Consider the following 24691-nt stretch of genomic DNA (forward strand, 5'->3'; position numbering starts at 1 on the left):
GACGCCAACCTCCAATCGCTCCCCTCCGGGAGTATCACATTCTCATGTAGTTATTTTCATCATGGTTGGAAAAAGCGCGCCTTGTGGCGCGCCTCCGTTACGCTGTTTTATTTGGCAGTAACACCGTATTCCGACATCCAATCCTTGATTCCCTGTGTACTTCCTCCCCAGCCCTCCACATACTCGGACAGCTCTGAAGTGGAGATTTGTTTGTCAGGCAGCGCATCACGCTGTACATAAACCGGGTTGAGAACCACTTGATCCTCTGTCTCATCCCCATTCAGCTTCTGGTACGCATAACGAACCTGAACACGTCCAATGTCTGTTGGATCAACCGCTGCGGAAGCTACCCAAGGGTTTTTCGGATCCTGGATCATCTGTAAGTCTTCATCACTCATGTCAATACCGTATACCTTGATCTCGTCACGCCCTGCTTGCTGAATGGCACGCGCTGCACCTTTAGCAAACTCATCCCATGCAGTCCATACCGCTGTGATTTCACCTTTTGGATATTGTTTCAGAATCGCTTCCATTTTGGCTTGTGTATCCAACGCCGGATTCTGTGCTGAACCAAACGTTGCAATCTCTTTGATGTCCGGGTTCTCTTTCAAGAACTTGCCATAAGCAACCTGACGACGTTCCATTGGTGCAAAACCGGCAACCCATACTTTTACGATATTGCCTTGTCCGTTAATATCTTTTTTCATTTGCTCCAGCGTAAGTTCTGCCATCTTCTGATCATCCTGGGACAACACTGTTGCTCCCTTAACGCTAATGTCTGCATCGAACACAACAACCGGAATGTTTTGTTCTACTGCCTTTTTCACACCCGGCTCCAGCAGGGAATCCCCGTGATCCGTCAGAATGGCATCGAATTTCTGGTTAATTGCGCTATCGAGCAGCGATACCATTTTGGCTTTATCATTATCAGCGACAAACGTAGTCAATTGTCCACCGAATTTTTCGATTTCTTCTTTAACCCCTTGCACATATTGCTGTGAGAACGTACCTGTATTAAATTCCATAACCAGTGCAATTCGTTTTCCGCTGAGTGGACCTGTTACTGCTTCGGTTTGAGGCTTGTCCTCTGTTGCACCGGAAGCTGTAGTTGAAGCAGGTTCTTTTTTAATTCCGCAAGCGGACAATGCCAATGTAAATACAAGCAGCACACTCAACCAAACCCATTTTGTATTTTTCCCTCTCATCTCTTTCTCCCCCTGTTCACACTCTCTGTGATCTCGATCACAATAGTTGAATATTAATATAACGGCTAATCCCTAGTATGTAAATGGGTTTTAGCAATTTAAAGCTAAAACTCGCTAAGTTTTTATTCGAAAATAAAGCATCTTATCCATTTCATCCAGAATCATGAAAATAAAACAAGAAAAAGACCGCGAGGGGTGCCCCTACGGCCTTTTGAACTTACAGAATTATGGCGATTAATCCACCTGAACCTTCGTTAATGATACGTCCCAGCGTCTCTTGCAACTTGTATCGTGCGTTGTCTGGCATCATCGCAATTTTACCCTGAATGCCTTCTCTCACGATGGAATGCAGTGAACGACCGAACATATCTGAATCCCATACCTTGATCGGATCGTTCTCGAAGTCCTGCATCAAGTACCTTACCAGTTCCTCACTCTGTTTTTCCGTTCCGATAATCGGTGCAAACTCCGATTCCACATCGACCCGGATCATGTGAATGGATGGTGCGGTTGCTTTCAGGCGGACGCCGAATTTGGTACCTTGACGGATGAGTTCCGGTTCATCCAGTGCCATCTCGGCGAGGGATGGAGCTGCGATGCCGTAGCCGGTCGTTTTAACCATCTCCAGCGCCTCAGCGAAGCGATCGTACTCCCTCTTCGCATGGGAGAATTCCTGCATCAATTGCAGCAGATGATCCTTGCCTCGAATCTCAATACCAACAACTTCCACGAGGATCTGATCGTATAATTCATCCGGTGCATACAGATCGATTTCTGCCACACCCTGCCCCATGTTCATGCCGCTCAGACCGGCTCGATCGATGAATTCGTATTCCATGAACTGAGCAACAACCCGATCCACGTCACGCAGCCTGCGAATATCCTTAACCGTGTCGCGAACGGAATTTTCGTAGTTGCTGCGCAGCCAGTGGTTTTCATTCAGCACCATCACCCAGCTCGGCAGATTCACATTCACTTCATGTACAGGGAACTCATACAGCACTTCGCGAAGCACACCTGTCACATCATCTTCTGTCATTGTAGCTGCACTGAGTGTCATAACCGGAATATCATACTTGGCAGCGAGCTCACTACGCAACTGCAGAGCTTCTTCACTGCGAGGGCGAGTCGAGTTGATCACCAGCACAAACGGTTTGCCCACTTCCTTCAGTTCGGCAATGACACGTTCCTCTGATTCCACATAGGAACTCCGGGCAATTTCAGCGATCGTGCCATCTGTTGTGACCACCACACCCAGGGTGGAATGCTCCTGAATGACTTTGCGTGTACCAATTTCGGCAGCTTCCTGGAAAGGAATCGGTTCTTCGAACCAAGGCGTGGAGATCATGCGTGGTCCATTCTCATCCTCGTATCCCTTGGCTCCTTCCACCGCGTAACCTACACAATCCACAAGGCGCACATTGACATCAAGTCCCTCGGCGACCTTGATTTGAACCGCGTTATTCGGTACGAATTTTGGCTCCGTAGTCATGATTGTTTTGCCAGCTGCGCTCTGTGGCAGTTCATCTACTGCCCGCCCGCGGTCCGCCTCGTTTGTGATGTTTGGCAACACAATCGTTTCCATGAAACGTTTGATAAATGTTGATTTACCTGTCCGGACTGCGCCGACAACCCCGAGATAGATATCCCCTCCGGTCCGCTCGGCAATGTCCTTAAAAATGTCCACTTTCTCCAATGAAATCCCCTCCCTAAATTACTCCGAAGGAAAAATGCTAAAGAGCATCCGCTTCGTTTTTTCAATCAGAAGACTGAAATCCCTGCAACGGTAGAGCCGCCTTTGTGAGTGCCCGGAAGTCGTCCGCCGCCGAACGTTGCATTCTGATGAAACCGGCGAAAGCGGCGTTAACTCGTACATGCAATTGGACTAGTATCATCTTATGTATCCGTATGCAGCATTATGACGCGTATTTTTTGTTTTTTTCTCAAGGTAGTTGCCTTAAGAGAATCGCCCCGCTCTCGGACTGCGCGTCTTTATTTCAATCTACTTTATGAGCGTGCCGAAGCTTTTATGCCGGTTCATTGATTTCCTTTTTGTGGTACCGTTCAAGCCGTGCAGGAGGTATACTGTGAGGGTAAAGCATTTTTAGCAGAGCAGAGCAGAGATAACGAGCTGAGAAAGGTGAGATGAGCGTGGCACAAATCAAAGTATATGGACTCGGTGAGCATCTGAACCCATTGAAAGAGCAGCTTTCACAAGTCATACACTCCGTTATGGTGAATGTTGTGGGATTACCGGAGAATAAGAAGTTTCATCGTTACTTCCCCATGGACACGGATGATTTTCTTTTTCCCGCTGATCGTTCAGCAGGGTATACCATTATTGAAATCAGCATGTTCGAAGGCCGAACAGATCAAATCAAGAAAGAACTCATTCAGCAATTATTCACACGAATGAACGAACAGTTGAAATTGTCGCCCAATGATGTGGAAATTACCATATTTGAAACACCGCGCAGTCACTGGGGTATTCGGGGATTACCCGGCGATGAACTTGACTTGAGTTATAAAGTGGAGGTCTGAACTAAGTAATCTGAATATTGCTTATGGACCATAAGATGGGACTATGAACCAACATATAGAAAAGAGATATCCCGTGATGCGGAATATCTCTTTTTATTCTTAAGAACAATCATTGTATGGCGTAACGCTCGATCGAATTAACACTCATGATTACTTTCTTGCAACCGGGGTGTTATTCTGCCAGGTGTAAGCAACCGATTTTACAGGGACAAAGTAAGAATGCTCCAGTAAGAAATCACGCATATCTTCCACGTTCATTGGAGGATTCTCTGACTTCTCTACAGCCTGCATAATGTCAAAAGCATAGTCCACATAGACATTGCCCTCGTCATCCATCATGAAAGGCAGCTCCTGACCTGAATATACACTATTCAGGGTAACCGCCGGTGCACCAGCCTGTGCAGCTTGCTCCATATCTACAGCGTATAGACCTGGATACAGTTCTTGCCCACTGGGCAGTTGATTGTTATGTACGGACTTGTACTGGTTGACCATTCGCTGAACATCATTTACTTTCTGCACAGTTTGAAGATCCATAACTTTGACGGTTGGCTTCACTTCTTCGTCCTGAATGAGAAAGTAAGCGCTACCACCACTCTCAAAAGCAGTTCCGGGTATTTCATCCAGATAGCCCTGCTGCTTCAGCTTCGACAGATCGACTCTGAATTTTTCATATTTAGGTGTTTCCATATCTGCATTGACCATGGGCAAAATCCCCTGATCCTGTTGGAATGCTTCTACCGCAGTTTGAATACGGCTTACGCTTTCCCTATAAGCTATTTTGGGGTCGGGATTACTCTGGGATTGAGATTGATACATGCACCCCGTTGCTGTAATAGCAAACAACAGGAATAAGATTAGACAGGACATCTTCTGCAAGTGACGCCTCTGCCCTTTTGGTTCTACGCTCTTCGTCCTATTCTCGTTCATCCATATCCTCCTTGAATCATTCCACTCAGGTATTCTTAGAACCAATCGTCCTCTTCCTGCTGCTGACGCTCCAATTGTTTACGAATCGCTGCCTTCAGGGGATCCTCCGGCACATGAACCGTCACCGATCCCCGGATCTTTGCCTGACATGACAGCCGGGTGCCTGCATCCAGCAGGGAACCCAGCTTACGCTTCTCCGCATCTGTTGGAGGATTCAGCGCTGCAAGATGTTCGGAATCCACTTTCACCTTACACATCAGGCAGGCTGCCTTCCCATCACATCGCGTTGCTATTTTCACCCCTGCACGGCGTGCAGCATTTAGCAGCGTTACCCCTGGCTTTAGCCGAATCGTTTTATTTTGCGGTAAAAATGTAATATTGTAATCCATATCTCTTCCTCCCAACCTACTGAGGCCATTCGAAGCCAACTAGCTCTTCCACATCTGCTCTGAATCGGCTTGTCCATATATTTCGCTGCCCCAATAAAGTCATTAGAGGTTGATGTGATTCAGGCATCTGCCGAATCTGTCTTGCAATGGGTTCATAACGATCGGCTCGGCCTCTCATCAGATTAAACAACAGCTCATGAGCCAGCGGCATTAGACGCAATGTGTAAGAACCCATTTTGGCTTCAGGTGCATACGCGGCTAATACATGCTCAATTTCAATGCGGTACCAACTTTTACGTGACCACACTTCGAAACCACCAACCAGTTCCAAGGCACACGTCCCTACCTGATAATGACTGAGCAGCGAGGCATAAGGTCCCGTCTTATCTACGACAGGCTCGTCCAGCACCATTCCAGGCGCAGATTTATGCAGCACCTTCGCGGCAGTGATATCAGCGTAGATGTCAATATCTCTGGGAGCCTGCTGTAATTCCACCTGCTGGAGCAGCAGCCCACAGCTTCCCCCAAGCAGCCACGTATAAGGCTCTGTATCCCAGGCTTTCGCCGTTTCCAGCAAAGCCGCGTGTAATTCCGGATAGCGCTCTGCCCGATCCTCCGTTTCATGCGGCCTCATCGGCTCACCTTCCCTTCATCCGTTTTCGTTGTGTCAGTTCTTATGATGTGTTTATGCGGATGTTCTCTCTCAGGCGAGAAAGATCAGGTTAGAGAAGCAATTCCGCCGAAAAAGCCAATCAGCATAATGAGAAAAGCAATTAAAGAAAGAATCCCCCGTACAATGCCTTTCGTTTTGGATCGAGCAAACGTAATCAGGAATACAGATAGTCCCATAATGAGGATTGCGACCAATGAAAGCCACATCTTGTCCATCGCGTTCATAATCCAGAGTTCTCCCCTTCAGTCCGTTATTCATCACTGACACTGTGACAATTGCAATTATTATAACACGAAACATTGCTCAGTTTTCCAAAAAAAAGACAAAAAGCAAGCCGGCAGATGCCGACTTGTCTTTTTGCCTTGCTCGATCGCCTGCACGCAGGCGCGATCTATTATTTTTTCATCATCATTTTCATTAATGATTCCATACTGTTTGGGTTTAATCCGCTTTTTTTGACGGCACTCACGATATCCTGAACTGTATCCTCAGATACCGGCACTTTTGCCATGGCGGATACTTGCTTGATCAGTTGGCGCAACTGAGCTTCATTCTGCATGGTGGACGGTTTTACTGTACTCGCCAATTTCTTGACGGCACCTTCCGTAATCGATTTCCCTGTTTTTTTGTTGATCGCTTTCAGCGCTTCCTTGGAAATGTTGTTAGCCATTCGTCTCCCCTCCTCCGGCAATACTCATGTGTATAATATGAGTGCACCGCAAAAAAGGTGAATAAGCTTCTCATTTCGGGAAAGCTGCCTACGCTACCATCAGGAATGCCACTGCTCCCAGGTTTCAAGCGTCATGACTTCCATTTCGGTCTTGGGATCACGTCCCATCAAAGCTTCAACCGCATCCCGCGGCTGTCTCTCCTGAAAAAGAACGTGATAAAGCTGATCTGCAATCGGCATTTGCACACCGTACTTCTGAGAAATAAAGTGGGCTGCCTGCGTGGTCCGAATGCCTTCCACAACCATGCCCATGGAATTCAAAACATCGTCCAGCTTCTGCCCTTTGCCCAGCAAGGAACCCGCTCTCCAGTTACGGCTGTGCTGACTAGTCGCGGTTACGACCAAATCGCCGATCCCTGCAAGTCCGGAGAACGTGAGCGGATTCGCTCCCATCTCCACACCTATTCGTGTGATCTCGGCCAGCCCACGTGTTAGCAACGCTGCTTTGGCATTGTCACCAAAGTTAAGCCCGTCTGACATGCCTGCTCCCAGCGCAATAATATTTTTGAACGCTCCCGCCAGTTCTACACCAATCATATCTCGATTCGTGTACACACGGAAATAAGCATTCATAAATAAACCTTGGGCTGCCTCGGCAGAAGCTTTATCCAGTGATGCCACAACAACCGTCGTTGGGCAACGCTTGACCACTTCTTCCGCATGGCTAGGACCAGAAAGTACAACGACACGTCCTTCTTCACATTCAAGTTCTTCCGAAATGACTGTGGACATACGTTTCAGGCTTTCTGTCTCAAAACCCTTGGTTGCATGAATGATTAACATTTCCGGTTTGTAATAGGCCTTAAGCTGATGAGCAACCGAACGCATCGCCGATGAAGGAGCAACAATTAATACAGCAGAAGCCCCTTCAACTGCCATCGCCATATCCGTTGTTGCCTGAATACGTGTTGACAGCTCTGCACCGGGAAGGAAACGTTGGTTTGTATGTTTATTATTGATCTCTGCGGCCTGGTCTTCACCACGTGTCCACATGATCACATCCAGCTGGTTGGCAGCCAATACACTGGCGAGTGCAGTACCCCAACTGCCCGCAACCAGAACAGCAACTTTTTTAGACAACGCGTTTTCCCCCTCCAGGGTTTTTCGATCCCAATTTATTTTCCTGTCCTTTGGCGAGCTTCGCAATATTGGTACGATGTCTCCAGAACGCAAACAGACAAATAATCAGACTTCCCCAGAAGATACTCATCGAATATCCGGGTAACACAAGGATGAAGAGCGGTGTCAAAGCTACAAAAATAAGGGAACCCAATGAAACATATCGTGTCAATACGATGGACAGGATGGCAAATACACCGGCGCATAGCGCAGGAATAAGTGCAAGAGTTACGAGCACACCGATCGCTGTCGCAATTCCTTTTCCTCCACGGAAACGGAAGTACAGCGGCCAGTTATGTCCTGCAATGGCAGCTATACCACTGAGTGCAGGAATCCAATCGGAACCATTGCTGAACCAAATCCCAATCCAAACGGCCGCAATACCTTTGAGTACATCCAACAGCAGTACCAGAATTGCCGGTCCTTTACCCAATATCCGCAATGTATTGGTAGCTCCTGCATTTCCGCTTCCGTGTTGACGGATATCGATCCCCCGTAGTGCTTTTGCAAGGAGGACACTAAAGCTGATTGAACCGAGCAGATAGCTCAGTACAATCGCTGCGATTTGTAAAATCACAAACTTCTCCCCTAACCTTCTTCGGACTTCCTCCGAGTAAATATGCGAATTGGCGTCCCTTCAAAATCAAACGCTGCACGAATTTTATTCTCCAGGTAACGTTCATAAGAAAAGTGCATCAATTCCGGATCGTTCACAAAAATAACCATGGTCGGAGGTTTAACTGCAACCTGAGTCACATAGTTGATTCTCATTCTGCGACCTTTATCTGTTGGTGGCGGATTAATCGCCACTGCATCAGACACTACATCATTAAGCAGATGCGTCTGAACGCGCATAGAATGCTGCTGTGCTACACGCTGCACAACAGGCAGCAATTTTTGTAAGCGTTGTTTTGTCTTGGCTGACAAAAATACAACAGGAGCGTAAGTCATAAACAGGAAATGATCCCGAATTTTTTTCTCAAACTCATTCATTGTTTTATCAGACTTCTCTACAACGTCCCATTTGTTCACAACAAACAAAGAGGCTTTGCCTGCTTCGAATGCATAACCTGCAATATGCTTGTCCTGCTCAATAATGCCTTCTTCGCCATTAATAACAATCAGAACAACATCTGCACGCTCAATGGCACGCATGGCACGCATCACGCTGTATTTCTCCGTGGTTTCATAGACTTTACCACGTTTACGCATACCTGCTGTATCAATCAGCACATAGCGCTGGCCGTCTTTCTCAAACGGTGTATCAATCGCGTCCCGCGTCGTTCCAGCAACATCACTGACAATAACACGCTCTTCGCCCAAAATGGCGTTCACCAATGAAGATTTACCCACATTAGGACGTCCGATCAGAGCAACACGAATGACATCGTCATCGTAAGTCTCTTCCTCAAGTTCAGGCAATTTCTCTACGATGGCATCGAGCAAATCACCTACACCTGTACCATGACTTCCCGATACTCCGATTGGATCACCAAATCCAAATCCATAAAACTCATAAATGAGCTCACTGCGCCCGATATTATCCACTTTGTTAACGGCTACAACGATAGGCTTACCTGAGCGGTACAACATCTCTGCGACTTCTTCATCAGATTGCGTAATTCCTGCTTTTGCATCACACATGAATACAATAACATCCGCTTCTTCAATGGCGAGCTCTGCCTGCATCCGGATTGATTTTAAAATGACGTCCTCGCCGTCGATTTCGATACCACCTGTATCGATAATGCTAAATGGTTTACCGTTCCATTCGCCGATTCCGTATATACGGTCACGGGTAATGCCCGGCTTGTCTTCCACAATGGCCAATCTGTCGCCGATGATCCGATTAAAAATGGTGGATTTGCCCACATTCGGTCGCCCGACAATTGCCACAACGGGTCTTGCCATACATTCCACTCCTCCTGTCCATACTTACGATACTCATCATAGCAAAAAACACCTGTCTTGGCTAACGTTTCATGCCGTTATACTCGCAATAACAACAATCGGCGAACCCGCTGGGGCTCGCCGATCTTGCTTTTATTGTTCAGCAAAATATGCAGTATATAACTATGAACCATGCATTTATAACTTATTTGAATTTGCTGAGTTTGTCACCGAAGCGTTCGCCAAGCGTGATGCTCAGACCTTGATTGCTCAAGGAAACGTTCGGGTTGTTGATTTCTTCACGTGGAGCGTTGTTTCTTGCAGGTCTTTCTGATTTTGGCGCTTGAGCAGGAGCTTCTTCAGTTTCCTTGATGCTCAGGCTTACACGTTGCTCAGAAGGATTCATGTCCAAGATTTTAACTTGAACTTCTTGTCCTTCTTTCAACACTTCGTGCGGAGTGCCGATATGTTTGTGGGAGATTTGCGAGATATGCACAAGTCCCTCAACACCAGGAGCGATTTCAACAAAAGCACCGAAGTCAACCAGACGTTTTACAACACCTGTTACGATATCGCTAGAGTTGAATTTGTCGCCAGCTGTTTCCCAAGGGCCTGGTTGAACAGCTTTCATGCTCAGGCTGATTTTACCTTTTTCAGGATCAACTTTCAGCACTTTTACGTTTACTTTATCACCTTCAGACAGAACGTCCGATGGTTTGTCAACGTGTGTCCAAGCCAGCTCGGATACGTGAACCAATCCGTCTACTCCGCCAACATCAACGAATGCACCGAATTGAGTCAAGCGTTGTACTGTACCTTCGATAACTTGACCTTCTTGCAAACCAGCCATAACCGTAGCTTTGTTTGCTTCGAATTCTTGCTCAAGTACGTCTTTTTGGGAAAGGATCACTTTGTTGTTCTCACGGTCGATCTCTTTCACTTTAACACGCAATGTGCGTCCTTTGTAATCGCTGAAATCTTCAACGAAATGGCGCTCTACCATGGAAGCCGGGATAAATCCGCGTACGCCCACGTCTGCTACCAGACCGCCTTTAACAACGTCAGCTACAACAACTTCGAATACGTCTTGGTCTTCAAAATGCTTTTGCAATTGATCCCAAGCGTTTTCGCTGTCGATTGCACGTTTGGACAGAACGAGTTTTTCTTTCTCGTCATCGATGCTAAGTACTTTAGCTTCAACTTCTTGTCCAACTTCAACTGCATCAGACGCGCTGTCTACGTGTAGGGAAGACAGTTCACGAATTGGAATTACACCGTCATATTTATATCCAATGCTCACATAGGCTTGGTTATCTTCCAATTTGACGATGGTTCCTTTTACGGTATCTCCTTTTTTCAAGGAAACGAATTGATCCAACTCATCTTGGGTTGCTTCTTGATTTTTCATTTCTTCCGACATGTCAAATACCCTCCTCAATTCAAAAACCCCATTATATTCAAACCTGCCTGTAGCAGAGTTCAAAACACTTTCAGAACCGAATGCATAGCTTAGCTTCCCTCAAAAAAATGGAAACATGCACTCAGTTGTCCGACGTTACCTTGCTTACTTGCTCGGCACGCCTGTTTGCACCATTTCATTAATTTTGGACATAATCTTCTCGGTCGCTCTCTCCAGCGCATCGCCGGATGGATCTTCCTTGAACTCGTCCAAATTCACCGGTGCTCCATACACCACTTTCATCTTACGAAAAACCTTGTAGTTACCGATAATAGCAGTAGGAATTACTGTAGCACCACTTCGGAGAGCGAAGCTCGCTGCCCCTTTTTTGCCGATGCCTCCATCGTTGTGTCGGCTTCCCGAAGGGAAAATGCCAAGCACTTCACCGTCACGCAAAATGTTGAGTGAGGTCTTAATGGATTCCTTGCTGACGCCTCCACGTTTAACGGGGAAAGCGCCTACGGCTTTGATAATTCGGCCAAAGACCGGGATATCAAACAATTCGCTTTTGGCCATGAAGCGCACCTGACGACGAATCTTGATGCCAACCGTTGGTGGATCAAAGTTACTAATATGATTGGAACATAAAAGTACGCCGCCTTCTTTCGGGATGTTCTCCCGTCCAACTGCCTCCAGGCGGAAAAGAATGGTGTAAATGATCCGCAGTAATGTGCTGCAAAATGTGTAAATCATAGACCGATCTCTCCTCTGACCATTGTGCAATAAGACACGATTTTGTCAACCACTTCATGGATGCTCATCTCGGTTGTATCAAGTACAGTAGCGTCCTCAGCACAACGAAGCGGGGATATCTCCCGACTTTCATCCAATTTGTCACGGGTGGCAATGTCTCGTTCAAGTTGCTGCAACGTCAGTCCTTCTGAGGGGTCCAGTTCTTTGAAGCGGCGAAGTGCACGCTCTTCCACACTGGCAGTCATGAAGATTTTCACTTCCGCGTCGGGCAATACTGTCGTTCCGATATCGCGTCCATCCATGACGACGCCCTTGCGCAAAGCCATTTGCCGCTGTGTATCCACCAATTGCGTACGCAGCCCCTCGATTTGCGCATATCGGGACACGATTCCCGTCACTTCACGGGAGCGGATTTCCGAGGTTACATCTTCCCCATTACAGAACACTTTCTGTCCGTCGGGATCCGGTTGTAAATCAATGACCAGCTTTTGGGTTTCCTGAAGCACCTCTGGCACATCTTCCGGTGAAATACCTTTTCGAAGCATATGCAAGGTTACCGCACGGTACATTGCGCCAGTATCGACGTATATATACGCGAGCGCCTCTGCAACCAATCGGGCCACCGTGCTTTTCCCGGCACCGGCAGGTCCGTCAATTGCAACGTTCATCTTCCCGTTCTCTGATGTGTTCTGGCTTGCCAACGGGGCATTCCTCCTCAAACGATAAGCCTCAATAAAAAAACAGGCATTGCCTGCATCGTCAAAATTATACCACACTATACACATGGATGCAAAAACAGACAAATCAGTGATGCTATTGTTCGTGTACCGTTTGCATCTGAATTGGTGTTCCTTCCAGACGATCAATGGAGGTCATATTCTTTTTCATATCAGGCACAAGAAGTAATAACTGATAGATCACAAGCAGAATAAGAAGAGCTGTAATCAGGGTCAGAGCCCTTCTTTCCATTCGCTTGGATAAAACATAATATAGGCGCTCGTATCTGCGGGATGCATGGCGATTGTTCACAACCTGAACCTCCGTTTTTCCATTACAGTGCCCAGTGCTGTCCCTTTTTATCCCAGAAAATCACCATTTTTATTTCGTTCGATAATCCAATTGCCGTTCAAAACAAAACTTGATGATCTTCTGCCGTTCCGAATCCGTAATCTGTACGAACTTTAACATGCACAGCTGTCTGCCTGTTTCGAGTGTTTTGATCCGTACCACTTCAGCTTCAAAATTCGCATGTTCAATCGCTGCATTCCGATAAGGAATAAGCAACCAGCATTTCAGCTTCTGTCCTTCAACAATAGCAAAACTAGGTTCACCATAAATGGACAATCCCCCGCCGCCAATATCTTCAGTCAAGCCCACTGCTCGGGTCAGATCCTCACCCTGGATGGCCATTTCAAGGTTTGCATGAACACGCAGAAAACTGCGACGCTGGATTTTGGTAATGTCGTCCGGCAATGGCTTGCGAATCCGTACAAGCCGAACTACATCTTCTTCAAATCCGGTCACATACGTGTTGAAATAATGACGAACCCCGTCTTCCGTAATATAAGAAATGGACAATTCCTCACCAAAAAACAACCTTTTTAACCGGCTGCTTCCCTGTTGCATCGGAACTTCGATCAGGAAACTATTGTCATCCACGTCCGCTATGCGTGATTTATATTCTTTGCTTTCCTCTTTTTCATCAGCAGAGGCAATCTGAATGTATAAAACTTCATTTATTTTGGGAAACAAGCTGTCCACCGCCACCTTAGCTTTTTATCTTCGTATCATATGTACAAGGACTATTATACCATGACCTTTCTCATAGCGGACAACAAAAAACAGACCACGACGTGGTCTGCTCAATATTCTGTTTGCATTTTATCAGGCTGCCGGCTTCTTGATGTTATGTGGTCTCATTCACCGGTTTGATCTCCTCAACTGATTCCTCCATACCTGTATCGGCGTTGATGTAAATTTTATATTTTGTACCATTAATGCGTCCACCGAATTCGTAACAAAGAACTTCTTTGCTGTAATCATTCTTAATGAGTGATTTGCGAGCATAGCTCTCCTTGAATTCCGGATTCAGCTTTTTGCGGGCCTGTTCAACAGTGAGCGCAGCTTTTGGAATCTCCCGCTTCTTCTGATGCTCATATACAAAATCACTTGCCTGGAAGCCTGTAACATCCCCATTATCAAGGCCAACCCGAACAGACATTTTTTCTGGATAAATCAGTGTATCACCTTGTTTGCGCACATAAGTCAGGTTACCGAGATTGCCAAACTCGTCATAATTGACCGCCTTCATATCTTTGTAACCCTTATTGGAAAGGAATCGATCCGCTTTTGACATGGCTTCCTTACGTGTTACTTTCTTCGTCCCGATTGGGCGAGTGTCACTGTAAGAGATGAGCAGACCGCCATTACGGGTGAAGTCCATACTCAATTTACTGTCTTTGGATTGATCAATTGTGGCTGTGTACGATTCCCAATCTGTACCTTTACCATTTTCCTGTATTTGGATCTTTCCGTGTTCGGCATCGGAAAACTTTGCAGCTTTACTTTGGATTTGCTCTTTGGTCATAGGTAAGCCATCCAGCTTCTTCACCGAACGTTTGGCATAAATGCTGGAGACTGAAGGACCCCAGTCAAGTTCAGGGTATTCCTGTACCTTTTTGTTGACTGTCCGGAATCCATCCACGATGGTATTGTCCATCGTTTGCTCTTCCGTTGCCATAGCCGACTCGGCATCCATCCAGCGTAAACGGTCGGAAATGACTTTCTGCTGTACATCCTGCAGATTTTTGGTAATCTCGGATGAATTTTGATACAGCTTTTTCAGATTGCCCATTTCCTTTTCACTTAGAGGTTCGTTCGTCAGATCACGCATGGATGCCTGATAAGCAAAGTTGGAGATGCGGGAGAGAAAATCCTCCGTTTCATTGAAGGGCAGCATCGTAAGCGGCAATTGGTTAATTTCATTCTGCGCTGCACTGGTAAGTCTCCATACATTCATCAGACCTTTGCGATGCATCCCTTGGGACGTGGCATGGACTGCCAGTGTATTCCCAATCTCCGAGTGCAATTTGTCCATATGAAAAGATAAATCGTGAAATGCACGCTGATATTGATTCTCTGCCTTGATCAGGATTGCATTTTTCTCCTGGTTCTCTTGGTATCCCCATACGAGAGCACCGATTAGCAGAACTGCAAATATCGGAAACATAACTGAACTTAAACGTTTATACATCGGTAGAGTCTCCTTTCTTCTAAGCCACTACCTCTATTGTGGATCGAAGAAAGACCTCTTATGCATGCGATTTCCAGTCTGTCCAATGACGGGCTTATCCCGCATGCTCCCAAACCGTTTGTTTAATTCAATTGCACCCAGGTTGTGCCGCCATCTTCCTCAATTTCGAACTGATCCCGGTTATCACACAAACACTGTTTAAAACCGGTCTCAATTCTTCCTCGTTCCTTCTTGCCTCGCAGCGTAAAACGTTCTCCACATTGTTTGCATCTGATTTTAATTTTGATTCTCATCACGCTTATCCCCGTTTCTATTTGTCTTTCCCCGGGAATTTTTATTTTATTGCAACAAAAAACACACCGGGGCATCAGGCGCAGGTTGCGCTCCATGTCCACCAGTGTGTCCGTATTTTTATAATTTAATCTCTTCCTCACGCTTCACAAAACGAAAAGGAGAACGATTGTTGGCCCTTGTAATCTTGCCCATCGCACCGTACCATAATCCCGCCATCAACGGTGCAATGAACCATAACCAATGATTCACCATGGTATTCATAATGACATCGTAAAGTGCATGCCAGAAGAACGGCAAAACAAGTGAGAGCATAAGAAACCAACGTTTTTTCTTGCCATCCGAGAACTTGGCCCGCCCCATGTAATAACCCATAATTACTGCAAACATGGCGTGACCCGATACAGGAAGCAATGCACGAATGAACATGGTTGAGACGGAAGCATTCCCCGCAAAGGCATACAACACATTCTCAACCGTAGCAAATCCGAGTGAAACAGCAACGGAGTATAGAATCCCATCATAAGGCTCATCAAATTCGGTATGGTTATAGATAATATGGTATATCACAAACCATTTAACGAATTCTTCAACCCCACCTGAAATCAGGATGGCTTCAACATAAGGATTATCTCCAAGCCAGATCATCATGCCACGCTGAATAATCATCACAGGCAATACCATCAGAATCCCCATGAGAAAGACTCGAAATACCATGTGAAGAGGTTCAGAGTCATAACGGTCTTTCAGATAAAAATATGTTAACAAGGCGAGACCCGGAGCTACTGCTGCCGCTAAAACCGAAAACAAAAGCACCGAAATTCCCTCCTCTGACTAAAGACGCGATTACAACTAGAGCTTACTCCTGACGCTTGAAGTGGGTGCAGATAACCTCAATCGCTTGCTCAGGCATAACAACCTTTCCGTACTCTTCCATGACGGCAGGGGTAACGGAAGATCCTTCACCGAATTCAGCAAGCAACGCAATCAATGCTGCATGTTTGGTGGAATCCAAATCATCCGGTTCAAAATGCAAAAACCATTTGTCTTTATAGGAATAAAGTCTTCCAGCATCCGTTACGTGCTGACGCAACATATGTGCAGCCTCAATTAGCACTTCAAAATCTTTGAATGCATAGACGATGGAATCGCTTTGCTCAAGTGTAACTTCCATCTCATATACTTCTTCAGGCAAATCATCCTCATTACCTGAACCATATTGTTGCGGATCATATTTCCCCCGGGTGACAATGACAACCATCCCTTGAGCGGGAAGTGCGAATACTTCGACAGCAAGTGGACCTGTAGCATCAAATCCAAGTTCGGAATAGGCCTGGTCCATCATTTCAGTGAACAGTTCATGAACTTTAGGTATTTCCTGCCACATATCTTCTTTTTGTATTCCGCGCTCGCTCAGATCGTCAAAGGTCAGGAAAATCCGTATCTTATCGTGACTTAATCGTTCTATTTTCATACAGGATCTCCCCTTTATAAGCAAGTCTTATAACAGATTATGAAGCACAAAACAATATGTGCTGAAAATAAATCTATGTAGTTATGTTATCATTTTATACCTGCAAATGCACGAAGTAAAATCGACAAAAAAAGAATCATTCCACATCAAAACAGGACTGTGGATGATTCTAATGGGGAGTTTGTGTTTATAAACCCGGTACTGTTGTGTTTGTTTGAGTTAAAATTTGCTCAACTTCATGTTTAACATCCGGATTGGTGCGAATAAAATCTTTGAGCATGTTCATGTTCTCTTCTTTTTCCTGCGGAGTGATCTGCTTTGCACTTTTTTTATGCGTGCTTTTGTGGGAATCTCCGCTCTGTTCGTTTGGCTTGGAGCTGAATCCGTCCATGCCTGGAAACGTCATCTCCATCATTTTGTGTTTGGCCTGATTCATCATGTTGCGGGATGAACCGGAAGACAGCATTGACATTTTACCTTTGGACAGCCAAGAACTGGCTGCTACGCCAATTACAATACCCCAGAAAAAGGATGACGCCTTCATTACACCAACCTCCTTTTAATGTTAAAATCACAACTAGTGTTTGCGGGAGTGCGTCATCTCATTCCGCATAAATACAGGAAAGCGAGTTGATATCATGATTAGACACACCACCGCCTTAATTATGATCTCGTGCATGCTGTTGACAGCTTGTGGAACCACGGACGAAACAACACCTGAATCCACGAAGTCCAGCAATGGATCGGTTACTTCAACGCAGGAGCAGCAGAACGAGCCAGCTGCCACTGGCACAGGCGAAACGCCAACCACGGATTCCCCGTCCTCAACGGACTCCAATTCTAATCAAGAATCACCAGGTGATGACGAAACATCTTCGACAGAAAAAGAAGAAACTGATAACACTCCCGGTTCTCAAGCAGCCGAAGTTAATATTAAAAAAACGTATTATATGAACGCCAATTACTACATCAAACCAAACGATAAAACGAGCGAAAGCAAAGTTGTATTATTGACATTTGATGATGGGCCCAAAGAAGAAAAAATGATTAACGGATTAATCGACACATTGGATAAACATGACGCGAAGGCGATATTTTTTGTTAACGGATATCGTGTGAAAAGTCATCCCGAGTTGCTCGAGATCATTCATGAACGTGGGCAGATTGTAGGAAATCATGCGTGGGATCATGAAGATCTGAAAAAAATGTCCACCACGGCAGCCGCCAAACAGGTAACCGATGTGCAAAATATTGTGAAAGAAACGATTGGCGTGGAACCTCAGTTCTTCCGCCCACCGTTCGGTTCTGGAAATGATGCACTAAAGGCCACAGTCAAGAAAAACGGCATGTTATATATGACATGGTCCAATGGATCACTGGATTGGGATAAGAGTACCAAAAACAAACCGGATAAAGTCATCCAGAATGTGATGGATCAATTAAATCCCGGCAGTAATATTCTGATGCATGAGTTGCCATGGACGGTTGAAGCATTGGATGAGTTGCTAACCAAACTTGAACAAAAAGGCTACACATTTGTCAATCCTCGCTCCATTGAACTGGAAGCACGCTGAGCTGTGATTTTCGGCCACCCCTCGGCCTAATCTCAATGATCAATTGGAATGGATATGAAGCAATCTACAAAGTTAAAACAAACAGCCTTGATCCCATGCGGATCAAGGCTGTTTGTTTGAGAGCATTCGCAAAGTAATGATATGCATTTCTGCGGGACAACAAAGTCTGAACGGCAAATGATTTGTTCCGTATCCTTTGCTAACCAGTATTTTGCCTTCTTGCTCGGTATCATTACCATCCTTTTTCAAAGAGAACCAGCCGCTAGACACGGAGCGGTACGCTTTGTTAAGAAAGACGGGGCCGAAGCCCGGAAATACCAATTGTCCACCGTGGGTGTGACCACTCAATATCAGATCAACAGGTTCATTCAAGTGAAGAGCCTCTAAGGGATCGTGGACGATGGCAATCTTGCAATCTTTGGTGTCCAATTCTGCAAGCAGTGAATCCCCTCGCCGTGAACGATAATCAACTCCGACCAGACACAGTTTGCTTTTGCCTTTACGAAGGTAAGCGGTAGAATCCTGTAAGAGTTGAACGCCCGTATCTCGAAATATACGTTCGAGATGCACAGTTCCTGCTCTTTTATCATGGTTCCCATACACTGTAAAAACAGGTGCAATATAAGATAACAAGCTCATATTATGTCTGACGATGGGCCATGAAATTCCTTTTTCCGCCACATCTCCCCCAATAATAACCCAGTCCACTTGATTACGAAGATGTTCCAGATCATTCTTTTTTAGCTTGCGTTTATGGATATCAGATAAATACAGAATTTTGCTGCCATCAAAAGAAGAGGGCAAATTCGGAACTTCAACCTCTTCTGAAACAATGTGATGAAGATGTGCCTCTCGCCACATATGAACCAGTAACGCAATCCCGGCCAAAATAACGGCAACGATCCACGCCAGTATCACCATGGCCATGGAAGGAAAGTATCCAAAGAAGGCGCCCCTTTTATCCCCCACCAAACCAGACTGATTGTGAGCAAAACAAATATAAAAATGAGCGAATTAACAAATCGTTTACTGAGACGCAAACGGCGAGAAGGATGAAGCTCAGTCCGGGTAGGAAGTGTACCCGCTTCGGAAACGGCTTCTTCTGATGGCATTTGTGCTTTATTGGCACGTGCTGGCGCCCGCCGGGGAAGTACCGGACTCTCCAGCGATGATGTATAAGACTTGCGTTGTGATCTTGGTATGGAGACAGAGGTAATTGGTGTGAGTCCTCCCACCTCTGAGGCAGCAGCTGGTTCAACAACCAGATTTACTTGAGAAGCTTCAGGACGCTCAGATGTCTCTGTCTTATCCGAGTGACGATGGCGCTGACTGCCGTATGTCTTCATTCTACTTAATTGCTGATTCATGATCCCCTCCGAAAACGTATCGCTAATCCAGACACCAAATCAATAATAAAATGACATAATATAGGCGCCCATAATGTGCCGGATTGCATATAAATCCAACCCAATCCATAGCTCGAGACAAATACCCAACCAGTCGGAATCCAGTGCCGCAAATAGCGTATATGGATGACCGCAAACAAAATACTTGTCCAGTAAGGACCTAACGCATACTGTATGGCTCCACGAAATAATAATTCTTCACAAACAGCAACGATGGCTGCTATGCAAACAATGTGCCAGATTGGACGCTTTCGAAACAGCATCTCGTTAATTCCCCCATCGTCCATGCTTTCTTGAGGAATAACATAAGAAAGAACCAAGTCCATAACAAGCATAATGCCAGCAAGACCAAGCCCCCACCATATAAACTGGTAACTGTCAGGCCACACAAGTACATCCAAAAGATTTCTCTTCTGCAATAAAATCCATACAACCCCAATGATCAAAGTTAACCCTTGTGTAAAGTATAGATTGATCAGAAGCAAACGCTCGGTAAGCTGCTGTGGTTCAGCCTTCTGAATCTTGAACTTGGGAAACTTTAATTTTTTCATCGCCTGTGTCTGTCCTCTTGACTTATATTTGATGGATAACATGTTCGTTGTCCAATCGGATAGTATACTAAATGATAGCCAAAAAACCAAATAGGTTCAAGGCCTGCCCCAAGTCCCGGTTTTTCAGCGAAGTCATATCCAATGAATTAGTTCATTAATGCATTAAAATCCGATTCATAAAACAGCTTGTAATCGAGCCATTTTAATCGATCAAGGAAGTAAATCCTTAACAGCTGTACGCCTTCTCCTCCACAGAAGAAAATGACATTCATAAATCGAATTAAAACATTTAAGCCTATTGACATGCTCATGTCAGCCATGATACATTATGAAAAAATTAGTCACGTTAAACACGATGATGGAAAAAAGACGTTGCTTTGTCTTACAGAGAGCCGATGGATGGTGTAAATCGGTGGCAGGCAGATGATCTTGAGCGCTCCTGAGTTATTGCATTGAAATTTTAGTAGGTGCAATCGGTTTAGACCCGTTATCCTCTTCGGTCTTCATTGACCGCTAAGACTGTCGTTGCGAAACGGCGGTGAATTAGGGTGGTACCACGACAACTCTCGTCCCTTATTGCGCAAGCAGTATGTGGATTGAGAGTTTTTTGATTTATTTTAGAGTACAGACGTGGAAATCGCCCTATTTGTTACACCCTCCTCCTCTGCTGCGACACCGCGTTGTTGGGAGGAAGAGTTCCAACGGTTTTAAGGAATGCCTCTTTCGTGAGGTGAGACCTTGACGATATAGATACACATACCTAAGGAGGAAGAAACCATGTACAAAGTGTTAGTGTCGGACCCCATTAGTGATCTAGGAATTCAGCAACTGGTGGATGCAAATGATGTTGTAGTTGAGAAGAAAACAGGTCTTAGCGAAGATGAGCTTGTTGCAATTATCGGCGATTATGATGCCCTTCTGGTTCGAAGTCAGACTCGTGTAACGGATCGTATTATGACGGCAGGTACAAACCTTAAAGTCATCGGACGTGCTGGCGTAGGTGTAGATAACATTGATTTGGAAGCTGCCACCCAACGCGGTATCATTGTTATTAACGCCCCTGACGGTAACACGATTACGACATGTGAACATACATTTGCCATGATGATGGCACTGGCACGACATATTCCTCAGGCATATGCCAAAACCATACAAGGTACTTGGGATCGTAAAACCTTCCTGGGTGTGGAGTTAAGAAATAAAACGCTGGGTGTGCTCGGTATGGGACGGATTGGTAGCGAAGTAGCTAAACGTGCCAAAGCGTTCGGAATGGATATTCTAGCTTATGACCCGTTCCTCACTCAAGATCGTGCAGAGAAACTTCAAGTTAAGCTGGCTAGTGTGGATGATATCATTCGCAATGCTGACTTCATGACCGTTCACACACCATTAACACCTGAGACAAGCCATATGATTTCCCGTCCACAATTCGAAGTGATGAAAAAAGGCATGCGTATTATCAACTGTGCCCGCGGTGGAGTCGTTGACGAAATGGCACTTGTAGAAGCAATCGATGAAGGTATCGTTGCTGGTGCAGCATTTGACGTATTCGAGAGCGAGCCACCCGCTGCTGATCACCCGTTCCTGAATCATCCTAGCATTATTGTAACGCCTCATCTCGGTGCATCCACTGTAGAAGCACAAGAAAATGTAGCGATCGACGTATCCGAGCAAGTCCTGCATATCCTGCGCAATGAACCGTTCAAAAACGCAGTTAACATGCCTGCTGTAGCCCCAACTGTAATGAACAAACTGCAGCCGTACTTTAAACTGGGTGAAACACTGGGTAGCTTTGCAGCTCAGATCACTCAAAATGCGGTTCAGGAAATTCGGATCGACTATGCTGGAGATCTGTCTGAAGTGGATACTTCTCCTTTGACTCGTTACATTGTAAAAGGTATTCTGGCAAGACATTTAGGCGGAGAAGCCAATATTGTCAACTCCATGCATTTGGCTAAAGTACGGGATCTCAACGTGGTGGTTAGCCAAACATCAGCCACTAAAGGATTTACAAACCTGATTACCGTCACACTTGTGACGACACAGGATGGCGAAGAGCGTCGTGTTGCGGGTACACTGCTTGCCGGTTACGGAGAGCGGATCGTGCGTCTTGACAAATTCCCAGTGGATATTGCTCCGGAAAGTCACCAAATTCTGATTTCGCATAATGATAAACCGGGTATTATCGGACGTGTTGGAACTTTGCTTGGAGAGAACGAAGTTAACATTGCCTCCATGCAGGTCGGACGTAAAATCATTGGTGGGGCAGCTATCATGATTCTTACTGTAGACAAAGAAGTTCCAAAAGATGTGCTTGTGCAACTTGCAGCTCTTCAGGAAATAAATACAGCCGTTGAAATCATTTTGAACTAATTGCTAGACCATTCACTTGTAAGACAAAAAGAGGCGAACCCTTATCGGGTTCGTCTCTTTTTTGTAAACTCAAATTCCCTTTTATAGCTGTGTTTCATGACATTAGCTTAATTGAATGATGTTCATTGTAGCGCCCGGAGGAGAAAGAATAGCAGTTCCAACAAGCCCAAATAATTGGAACTGGATTGTAGATCCAGCAGTAACCGTCACAATAAAGTCAGATTGCAACTGACTTAGAGAGAGTGCGGGTAATACAACACTCGCTGGAATTGCTGTCCCGTTAAGTAAAATACGGGATTGGATTGCAAGTGCGGCTGTCAAATTTATTTTATAAGAGATATAGTAACGCCCTGCATTGGCAAGAGTGAAGGTGTCATTCGTCCCATTGATGGTTATGCCAGTTCCTATATTTTGGTTGTTTGGTAATGGAATTAGTGTTCCACCCAAAATTACAAGAATGGTACCACTTGTGTTCTCACCGTAGGCCGAATTAGATGTTACAGAGGTCCCTGTGGCACCTGTGGCTCCGGTAACCCCTGTATTCCCTGTTGCGCCTGTACTTCCCGTTACACTGACACCCGTAGCTCCAGTTACTCCCGCAGCTCCTGTATCTCCGGTAACCCCAATTGGTCCTGTCGCACCGGTAGCTCCCGCCCCAGCAAGCAAGGTATAATCCGGGGACGTGCCTAGTGTTCCTGTTGGCGATGCCACATTTGCGATATACGTACTGCCGTCGAACGTTACCACCTGACCCGCTGGGTAAGTTGGAGCTACCGCGGGATCGAATGGGACAACTCCGGTCAATCCTGCGCCTGTTGCTCCTGTGGCTCCTGTATCCCCTGTTGTGCCGGTTACACCTACTCCCGTTGCTCCTGTTGCACCGGTAACGCCTGCACCTGCAAGCAAGGTGTAGTCTGGTGATGTACCTGGGGTTCCAGTCGGTGAAGCTACATTCGCAATATACGTACTTCCGTCAAAAGTCACCACCTGACCCGCTGGATACGTTGGTGCCACTGCTGGATCAAACGGAACAGAGCCACCGAGACCCACACCTGTTGCCAGCAAATTATAATCCGATGAATTACCCGGTTTTCCGGTTGGCGAAGCCACATTAGTAATATATGTACATCCACCAAATGTTACAATTTGACCTGCTGGATAATCTGGTGCAAGCACCGGATCGAACGTAATAAATCCCGTTAAACCTATCCCTATTGCTCCGGTTGTTCCACCTGACAATAACAAAGTATAGTCTGGAGAACTGCCGGGTTCACCAGTAGGGGCATTCATATTAGCAACGTAAAGGCTCCCATTATAAGTAACGACCTGACCTTGAGCATATGACGGTCCGAGAGCTTGATCATACGCTGTAATGTCGTTGAGTCCAGCTCCAGGTGCACCTGCTGGACCTTGTACTCCCTGAGGCCCTACTGGCCCTACTGGCCCCACAGGACCAACGGGACCTACAGGGCCGAGTACTCCACCTGGCCCAGCAGGCCCTGGCACACCGGGAACACCCGGAACCCCTGGTACTCCCGGGGGACCTGGAGGGCCTGGGGTTCCCGATGTACCAAATGAACTGGTTGCACGACTCAATGATACGGATATGGACCGAATCAATCCGACCAGTTTGTCTTTTTCGGCAGGCGGAACTTCCAGAAGCAACGTCACACTTAATAAATCATCGAGCAAATTTTGCAAGTTGCCAGCCAGATTGATGACGGCTACAGGCACGACTTCAGAACCTGCTATGGTGAGTTCCAAGACGGATTGCAACTCCGCTTTCACCCCAGCTCGGAAACCAGAGGTATTAACAAAGGTGAGCAAACTCCGTAAACTGTTTTGCAACGCGACAATATTAGACGCTGTAGGCTGACTGACAGCCGCAGGAATAGTCACTGCCAGTGCTTTCAAAATCGATTCAAACTGCTCAACTTCACTCGATGTTATTGGAATAAACGGTGATCCCGCTCGAAAAGATCTTCCTTCCAGAAAAGCCTTAATATTGACCCATTTTCTCTCAGACATTCGTGATCCAATCCTCCTTTTACATCCCTGTTTTTCAAGCTTATGTTACATAGGACGCAAAATTATCTTGGACACATTTTTTGATACAAAAAATGTGAACATACTGTTCCAC

Annotated in this window: 27 protein-coding genes and 1 other annotated feature; of the genes, 3 read left to right on the forward strand and 24 right to left on the reverse strand. The window is 45.9% G+C overall.

All coding sequences use genetic code 11. From position 1 onward, the window contains the following. Positions 1-107: 107 nt before the first annotated feature. Both ACFVQB_RS16310 and spoIVA read right to left on the reverse strand, forming a co-directional pair. Positions 108-1205 (reverse strand): sugar ABC transporter substrate-binding protein, encoded by a 1098-nt coding sequence (locus tag ACFVQB_RS16310; protein WP_379440957.1) that lies wholly within the window; start codon positions 1203-1205, stop codon positions 108-110. Between the two features lie 217 nt (positions 1206-1422). Then, entirely contained in the window at positions 1423-2901 is a 1479-nt protein-coding gene (spoIVA, locus tag ACFVQB_RS16315) for a stage IV sporulation protein A (protein ID WP_076288931.1), read from the reverse strand. A 455-nt stretch (positions 2902-3356) separates the two neighbouring features. On the opposite strand from spoIVA, the gene ACFVQB_RS16320 reads away from it, so the two are divergent. Continuing rightward, positions 3357-3746, forward strand: a complete 390-nt coding sequence (locus ACFVQB_RS16320) for a tautomerase family protein (RefSeq protein ID WP_379440958.1) — start codon at positions 3357-3359, stop codon at positions 3744-3746. Positions 3747-3896: 150 nt separating this feature from the next. Here the strand turns inward: ACFVQB_RS16320 and ACFVQB_RS16325 are convergent, their stop codons facing one another. The 18 genes from ACFVQB_RS16325 to ACFVQB_RS16410 form a co-directional block, all read right to left on the reverse strand. Beyond that, the gene (locus tag ACFVQB_RS16325) at positions 3897-4676 is read right to left on the reverse strand and encodes a hypothetical protein (RefSeq protein ID WP_379440959.1); all 780 of its coding nucleotides are present in this window, start codon (positions 4674-4676) and stop codon (positions 3897-3899) included. Positions 4677-4711: 35 nt separating this feature from the next. Continuing rightward, entirely contained in the window at positions 4712-5065 is a 354-nt protein-coding gene (locus tag ACFVQB_RS16330; protein ID WP_379440960.1) for a 2Fe-2S iron-sulfur cluster-binding protein, read from the reverse strand. 16 nt (positions 5066-5081) lie between these two features. Beyond that, the gene (locus ACFVQB_RS16335; protein ID WP_379440961.1) at positions 5082-5699 is read right to left on the reverse strand and encodes a hypothetical protein; all 618 of its coding nucleotides are present in this window, start codon (positions 5697-5699) and stop codon (positions 5082-5084) included. An 83-nt stretch (positions 5700-5782) separates the two neighbouring features. After that, on the reverse strand, positions 5783-5962 hold the full coding sequence (locus tag ACFVQB_RS16340) for a DUF2768 family protein (RefSeq protein WP_053780676.1): 180 nt from the start codon (positions 5960-5962) through the stop codon (positions 5783-5785). A gap of 170 nt (positions 5963-6132) precedes the next feature. Further along, entirely contained in the window at positions 6133-6408 is a 276-nt protein-coding gene (locus ACFVQB_RS16345) for a stage VI sporulation protein F (RefSeq protein WP_024630680.1), read from the reverse strand. 99 nt (positions 6409-6507) lie between these two features. Further along, on the reverse strand, positions 6508-7548 hold the full coding sequence (locus tag ACFVQB_RS16350) for an NAD(P)H-dependent glycerol-3-phosphate dehydrogenase (RefSeq protein ID WP_379440962.1): 1041 nt from the start codon (positions 7546-7548) through the stop codon (positions 6508-6510). Further along, the gene (gene plsY / locus ACFVQB_RS16355; protein ID WP_379440963.1) at positions 7541-8164 is read right to left on the reverse strand and encodes a glycerol-3-phosphate 1-O-acyltransferase PlsY; all 624 of its coding nucleotides are present in this window, start codon (positions 8162-8164) and stop codon (positions 7541-7543) included. The genes ACFVQB_RS16350 and plsY overlap by 8 nt, the downstream gene beginning before the upstream one ends. Positions 8165-8175: 11 nt before the next feature. Next, positions 8176-9498, reverse strand: coding sequence for a ribosome biogenesis GTPase Der (gene der / locus ACFVQB_RS16360; RefSeq protein ID WP_379440964.1), 1323 nt, complete (start codon positions 9496-9498; stop codon positions 8176-8178). A gap of 184 nt (positions 9499-9682) precedes the next feature. Continuing rightward, positions 9683-10897, reverse strand: coding sequence for a 30S ribosomal protein S1 (gene rpsA / locus ACFVQB_RS16365; protein WP_076288924.1), 1215 nt, complete (start codon positions 10895-10897; stop codon positions 9683-9685). 144 nt (positions 10898-11041) lie between these two features. Continuing rightward, positions 11042-11629 (reverse strand): lysophospholipid acyltransferase family protein, encoded by a 588-nt coding sequence (locus ACFVQB_RS16370; protein ID WP_090900627.1) that lies wholly within the window; start codon positions 11627-11629, stop codon positions 11042-11044. Then, positions 11626-12330, reverse strand: coding sequence for a (d)CMP kinase (gene cmk / locus ACFVQB_RS16375; protein ID WP_063566751.1), 705 nt, complete (start codon positions 12328-12330; stop codon positions 11626-11628). Before cmk ends, ACFVQB_RS16370 begins: the two co-directional genes overlap by 4 nt. A gap of 112 nt (positions 12331-12442) precedes the next feature. Continuing rightward, entirely contained in the window at positions 12443-12658 is a 216-nt protein-coding gene (locus ACFVQB_RS16380; RefSeq protein WP_379440965.1) for a hypothetical protein, read from the reverse strand. Between the two features lie 69 nt (positions 12659-12727). Then, positions 12728-13381, reverse strand: a complete 654-nt coding sequence (locus ACFVQB_RS16385) for a flagellar brake protein (RefSeq protein ID WP_379440966.1) — start codon at positions 13379-13381, stop codon at positions 12728-12730. Positions 13382-13535: 154 nt separating this feature from the next. Next, the gene (gene ypeB / locus ACFVQB_RS16390; protein ID WP_379440967.1) at positions 13536-14882 is read right to left on the reverse strand and encodes a germination protein YpeB; all 1347 of its coding nucleotides are present in this window, start codon (positions 14880-14882) and stop codon (positions 13536-13538) included. A 122-nt stretch (positions 14883-15004) separates the two neighbouring features. Further along, entirely contained in the window at positions 15005-15175 is a 171-nt protein-coding gene (locus tag ACFVQB_RS16395) for a hypothetical protein (RefSeq protein ID WP_167666101.1), read from the reverse strand. A gap of 118 nt (positions 15176-15293) precedes the next feature. Next, positions 15294-15989, reverse strand: coding sequence for a glutamic-type intramembrane protease PrsW (gene prsW / locus ACFVQB_RS16400; RefSeq protein ID WP_379440968.1), 696 nt, complete (start codon positions 15987-15989; stop codon positions 15294-15296). A gap of 43 nt (positions 15990-16032) precedes the next feature. Next, entirely contained in the window at positions 16033-16647 is a 615-nt protein-coding gene (locus ACFVQB_RS16405) for a genetic competence negative regulator (protein ID WP_379440969.1), read from the reverse strand. A 187-nt stretch (positions 16648-16834) separates the two neighbouring features. Beyond that, positions 16835-17191, reverse strand: a complete 357-nt coding sequence (locus tag ACFVQB_RS16410; protein ID WP_379440970.1) for a hypothetical protein — start codon at positions 17189-17191, stop codon at positions 16835-16837. Between the two features lie 94 nt (positions 17192-17285). On the opposite strand from ACFVQB_RS16410, the gene ACFVQB_RS16415 reads away from it, so the two are divergent. Next, positions 17286-18221, forward strand: coding sequence for a polysaccharide deacetylase family protein (locus tag ACFVQB_RS16415; protein WP_379440971.1), 936 nt, complete (start codon positions 17286-17288; stop codon positions 18219-18221). 102 nt (positions 18222-18323) lie between these two features. Here ACFVQB_RS16415 and ACFVQB_RS16420 read toward each other — a convergent pair whose 3' ends face one another. Genes ACFVQB_RS16420 through ACFVQB_RS16430 form a run of 3 tightly spaced genes read right to left on the reverse strand, consistent with a single transcriptional unit; the run spans position 18324 to position 20178 of the window. After that, positions 18324-19148 carry a metallophosphoesterase gene (locus tag ACFVQB_RS16420; protein ID WP_379440972.1) on the reverse strand — a complete coding sequence of 275 codons (825 nt, stop codon included), beginning with the start codon at positions 19146-19148 and terminating at the stop codon, positions 18324-18326. Continuing rightward, on the reverse strand, positions 19136-19588 hold the full coding sequence (locus ACFVQB_RS16425) for a hypothetical protein (RefSeq protein WP_379440973.1): 453 nt from the start codon (positions 19586-19588) through the stop codon (positions 19136-19138). The genes ACFVQB_RS16420 and ACFVQB_RS16425 overlap by 13 nt, the downstream gene beginning before the upstream one ends. After that, complete coding sequence (locus ACFVQB_RS16430) at positions 19585-20178, reverse strand: CPBP family intramembrane glutamic endopeptidase (protein WP_379440974.1); 594 nt, start codon at positions 20176-20178, stop codon at positions 19585-19587. Before ACFVQB_RS16430 ends, ACFVQB_RS16425 begins: the two co-directional genes overlap by 4 nt. A gap of 346 nt (positions 20179-20524) precedes the next feature. Continuing rightward, positions 20525-20755, forward strand: a binding site (T-box leader). Between the two features lie 200 nt (positions 20756-20955). Here ACFVQB_RS16430 and serA point away from each other — a divergent pair. Next, positions 20956-22551 (forward strand): phosphoglycerate dehydrogenase, encoded by a 1596-nt coding sequence (serA, locus tag ACFVQB_RS16435; protein WP_379440975.1) that lies wholly within the window; start codon positions 20956-20958, stop codon positions 22549-22551. Between the two features lie 102 nt (positions 22552-22653). Here serA and ACFVQB_RS16440 read toward each other — a convergent pair whose 3' ends face one another. Further along, positions 22654-24579: a BclA C-terminal domain-containing protein gene (locus tag ACFVQB_RS16440; protein WP_379440976.1), complete on the reverse strand. Its 1926-nt coding sequence runs from the start codon at positions 24577-24579 to the stop codon at positions 22654-22656. Positions 24580-24691 lie beyond the last annotated feature (112 nt).

The sequence above is a fragment of the Paenibacillus sp. NPDC057886 genome (assembly GCF_042796655.1).
Lineage (GTDB): Bacteria > Bacillota > Bacilli > Paenibacillales > Paenibacillaceae > Paenibacillus.

What these genes read in the sequence shown, in the direction of transcription:
- rpsA (WP_076288924.1), bottom strand. Translation starts at nt 10,897, where the DNA reads ATGTCGGAAGAAATGAAAAATCAAGAAGCAACCCAAGATGAGTTGGAT.
- ACFVQB_RS16415 (WP_379440971.1), top strand. Translation starts at nt 17,286, where the DNA reads ATGATTAGACACACCACCGCCTTAATTATGATCTCGTGCATGCTGTTG.
- ACFVQB_RS16420 (WP_379440972.1), bottom strand. Translation starts at nt 19,148, where the DNA reads ATGGCCATGGTGATACTGGCGTGGATCGTTGCCGTTATTTTGGCCGGG.
- ACFVQB_RS16430 (WP_379440974.1), bottom strand. Translation starts at nt 20,178, where the DNA reads ATGAAAAAATTAAAGTTTCCCAAGTTCAAGATTCAGAAGGCTGAACCA.
- der (WP_379440964.1), bottom strand. Translation starts at nt 9,498, where the DNA reads ATGGCAAGACCCGTTGTGGCAATTGTCGGGCGACCGAATGTGGGCAAA.
- ACFVQB_RS16440 (WP_379440976.1), bottom strand. Translation starts at nt 24,579, where the DNA reads ATGTCTGAGAGAAAATGGGTCAATATTAAGGCTTTTCTGGAAGGAAGA.
- ACFVQB_RS16370 (WP_090900627.1), bottom strand. Translation starts at nt 11,629, where the DNA reads ATGATTTACACATTTTGCAGCACATTACTGCGGATCATTTACACCATT.
- ACFVQB_RS16410 (WP_379440970.1), bottom strand. Translation starts at nt 17,191, where the DNA reads ATGAAGGCGTCATCCTTTTTCTGGGGTATTGTAATTGGCGTAGCAGCC.
- ACFVQB_RS16310 (WP_379440957.1), bottom strand. Translation starts at nt 1,205, where the DNA reads ATGAGAGGGAAAAATACAAAATGGGTTTGGTTGAGTGTGCTGCTTGTA.
- ACFVQB_RS16405 (WP_379440969.1), bottom strand. Translation starts at nt 16,647, where the DNA reads ATGAAAATAGAACGATTAAGTCACGATAAGATACGGATTTTCCTGACC.
- ACFVQB_RS16425 (WP_379440973.1), bottom strand. Translation starts at nt 19,588, where the DNA reads ATGAATCAGCAATTAAGTAGAATGAAGACATACGGCAGTCAGCGCCAT.
- serA (WP_379440975.1), top strand. Translation starts at nt 20,956, where the DNA reads ATGTACAAAGTGTTAGTGTCGGACCCCATTAGTGATCTAGGAATTCAG.
- ACFVQB_RS16335 (WP_379440961.1), bottom strand. Translation starts at nt 5,699, where the DNA reads ATGAGGCCGCATGAAACGGAGGATCGGGCAGAGCGCTATCCGGAATTA.
- ypeB (WP_379440967.1), bottom strand. Translation starts at nt 14,882, where the DNA reads ATGTATAAACGTTTAAGTTCAGTTATGTTTCCGATATTTGCAGTTCTG.
- ACFVQB_RS16395 (WP_167666101.1), bottom strand. Translation starts at nt 15,175, where the DNA reads ATGAGAATCAAAATTAAAATCAGATGCAAACAATGTGGAGAACGTTTT.
- ACFVQB_RS16330 (WP_379440960.1), bottom strand. Translation starts at nt 5,065, where the DNA reads ATGGATTACAATATTACATTTTTACCGCAAAATAAAACGATTCGGCTA.
- ACFVQB_RS16345 (WP_024630680.1), bottom strand. Translation starts at nt 6,408, where the DNA reads ATGGCTAACAACATTTCCAAGGAAGCGCTGAAAGCGATCAACAAAAAA.
- ACFVQB_RS16340 (WP_053780676.1), bottom strand. Translation starts at nt 5,962, where the DNA reads ATGAACGCGATGGACAAGATGTGGCTTTCATTGGTCGCAATCCTCATT.
- ACFVQB_RS16325 (WP_379440959.1), bottom strand. Translation starts at nt 4,676, where the DNA reads ATGAACGAGAATAGGACGAAGAGCGTAGAACCAAAAGGGCAGAGGCGT.